Source organism: Allobosea sp. P1_A7, assembly GCF_056406775.1.
This window is the reverse complement of sequence record NZ_JBFTZN010000461.1, coordinates 1-2799: the sequence shown is the minus strand read 5'-3', so window position 1 is coordinate 2799 and position 2799 is coordinate 1. Positions and strand designations below refer to the sequence as shown.

The following is a 2799-nucleotide window of genomic DNA, read 5'->3' as shown; positions in this document are numbered from 1 at the left end:
GGAGATAGGTCGCGGTGACGATGTAGCCGAACCCGGCCAGCCCATAGATCACGATCAGCCGCAGGGGAGCGAGCAACTGCGCACTATGGGCTTGCCCATGCGCCGACAGCGGCTGGGGCGCCACCGCCGGTGCCCGGTCGCTGCGCCGCTGCAGGATCAGGGCAGCAGCCGCGAGAGCCGCTGCCGCTATGGCAAGGGTGAGCCAGATCGCCCGGCTCGACAATGCGTTGAGATGCGCAAGGGCGATCAACTCCGCCGACACCACGATGCCGATGCCGACGCCGGCGAAGAGGGCGGGCGCTCCCTGATGGTGCTTGCGATCGTGAATCAGCCAATGCGAGGCGGCCACCATGGCAAACGCGCTTGAGATGCCGGCAAGGCCGCGCACGGTGACGATCGCCCATTCCGGCAATGGCAGGGCGAGCGCGCCGAGCAGGGCGACGGTTGAAACGACGGCGAGAGCGCAAAGCCTCCGGCTCGGGATGCCGGTCAGGACCGCGCTCAGCAATGCGCCGGCCAGATATCCGGCATAATTGGCTGCGGCTGCATAGGAGCCTGCCTGTACGGAGATGGCGTGATCGGAAATCATCAGCGGATAGAGGCCGGTGAAGGCGAACCGGCCAAAGCCCATGCCGATGACGAGCACGAGCGCGGCCGCGATCGTGGCCTCTCGTTCATGGGCTCCCGGCATCGGCCCGAACCTCGATGGCCCCAACCTCGATGTCGGAGAAACCGGCAAGCAGGTCGCGGAATGCGGTGAAGGCGGGCGTCGAAAATCCCGGCCGGCAGGCAAGATAGGTATCGACCCGCATCAACGCCTTCTCCTCGACGGCGCCTGTATGGCGCAGGAGATCGAGCACGGAGCGGGGCATGATGCTGAAGCAGGAGCCTGCGGCCGTGCAGGCGAACATGGCGTGATAGGAGCGGACCTCATGGATGGAGAAACGCCCCTTCACCGTGCCGAAGCCGGTCAGCCATTCCTCGGCGAGCATGCGGTAGGTGCAGCCCGGCGCAAAGGCGGCGAGCGCCTTGGGCTTGAGGTCTGCTACGTGCCGTACCTCGGGATGCCCCGGCGGAAGCACGAGCACGAGGTCCTCGCGGAAGACCGGCACCGTGTCGAGATCCTGCGGGCCTAGCCACCACTCGCCCGATGGGACAGCGATCAGTGCGGCATCGATGCGATGGGCGAGGAGAGAGTCGATCAGCTGCCGGGTCGGCGCCGTCGACACATCGATCGTGACCTCGGGCCAGCGTTGGTTGAAGCGGGCCAGCGGCACGGGCAGCCGGCTTGCGACGGTGCATTCCATCGAGCCGATGCGCAGCACGCCGGCCGGCCCCGCCGGATTGACGACCTGAATGGCTTCATCGGCCAGATTCAGGATCCGGTCGGCGTAGTCGAGATAGGTCCGGCCTGCTGCGGTCAGTGTCATGCCCTTCCGCTCGCGCAGGAACAGCGGCACGCCGACCGCCTCCTCGATCTGCTGGATGCGGGTCGTGACATTCGAAGGCACACGCCCAAGCAGCTCCGCGGCGCGGGTGATGCTCTGCTCCCTGGCGACGGTCCGGAAGACCGCAAGCGCGGCGAAATCCATTTAAATTCTCCATTGAGAAATCAATTTGAATCTGTATTCTCTTTTTGAGAATTCAAGTCAACGATGTTGCGGAGCGCAGGAGGCCGGGATGTTGAGCAAGCTGGGCGTTGAGGTGCCGATCGTGCAGGCGCCGATGGCGGGTGTTTCGACCCCCGCCCTTGCCGCCGCCGTGTCCAATGCGGGCGGGCTCGGCTCGATCGGTGTCGGCGCGACGGATGCCGCAGGCGCCCGTGCGATGATCGCGGATCTGAAGGCGCGGACCGGGCGCGCGTTCAACGTCAATGTCTTCGTGCACGGCCCGGCTAAGCCGGATCCGGAGCGCGAGGCGGCGTGGCTGCACTGGCTGTCGCCGCTCTTTTCGGAGTTTGGCGCCGTGCCTCCGGCGGCGCTGCGCACGATCTACAAGAGCTTTGCCGATGATGCCGACATGCTTTCGATGCTCGTCGAGGCGAGGCCGCCAGTCGTCAGTTTCCATTTCGGCCTGCCGTCGCCGCAAGCCATTCAGCGCTTGAAGGGGGCGGGCACCACACTCTTCGCCACGGCGACCAATCTCGAAGAGGCAAGGCAGATCGAGGCCGCCGGAATCGATGCGATCGTGGCACAGGGCATCGAGGCCGGCGGGCATCGCGGCGTGTTCGATCCGGCGGCTTCGGATGACGCCCTGGGAACCGTCGCCCTGACACGGCTTCTCGTGGCGGACAGCACGCTGCCGGTCATCGCAGCCGGCGGCATCATGGATGGGGCCGGCATTGCTGCCGCACTCGACCTCGGTGCTGTCGCCGCTCAGCTCGGCACGGCGTTCATCGCCTGTCCGGAATCGTCTGCTGATGATGCCTATCGTGCGGCGCTCGCGGGCCGCGGCGCCTATCACACCCGGCTGACAGCGCTGATCTCGGGCCGGCCGGCGCGCTGCCTCGCCAATCGCTTCACGGACCTCCATCAAAGCGTGGCTGACCGGCAGCCGCCGGATTACCCGATCGCCTATGACGCAGGAAAGGCCCTCCATGCCGCCGCAAAGGCCAAGGGCGAGCACGGCTTCGGCGCCCAATGGGCCGGGCAGGGCGCTCCGCTCGCCCGCGCCATGCCGGCGGCCGAACTCGTCGCCACATTGCTGCGCGAGCTGAAGGCCGCCTCCGAAGCGGGGCGATGACAGGCCGCTGACATCTGCTGTCGCTCGGCATTCTCAGAGTGCCGCGACCGTCCACCC

At 66.8% G+C, this 2799-nt stretch carries 3 protein-coding genes; 1 reads left to right on the top strand and 2 read right to left on the bottom strand.

What is annotated here, in order from left to right:
• Positions 1 to 691: YbfB/YjiJ family MFS transporter (locus AC1D34_RS36225; protein ID WP_476826868.1), on the bottom strand; the 691-nt coding region annotated here is incomplete at its 3' end.
• On the bottom strand, positions 675 to 1592 hold the full coding sequence (locus AC1D34_RS36220) for a LysR family transcriptional regulator (protein WP_476826867.1): 918 nt from the start codon (positions 1590 to 1592) through the stop codon (positions 675 to 677). The genes AC1D34_RS36220 and AC1D34_RS36225, both read right to left, overlap by 17 nt.
• Positions 1593 to 1680: 88 nt before the next feature.
• Here AC1D34_RS36220 and AC1D34_RS36215 point away from each other — a divergent pair, with 88 nt between their 5' ends.
• Positions 1681 to 2742 (top strand): NAD(P)H-dependent flavin oxidoreductase, encoded by a 1062-nt coding sequence (locus AC1D34_RS36215; RefSeq protein WP_476826866.1) that lies wholly within the window; start codon positions 1681 to 1683, stop codon positions 2740 to 2742.
• Positions 2743 to 2799: the final 57 nt, after the last annotated feature.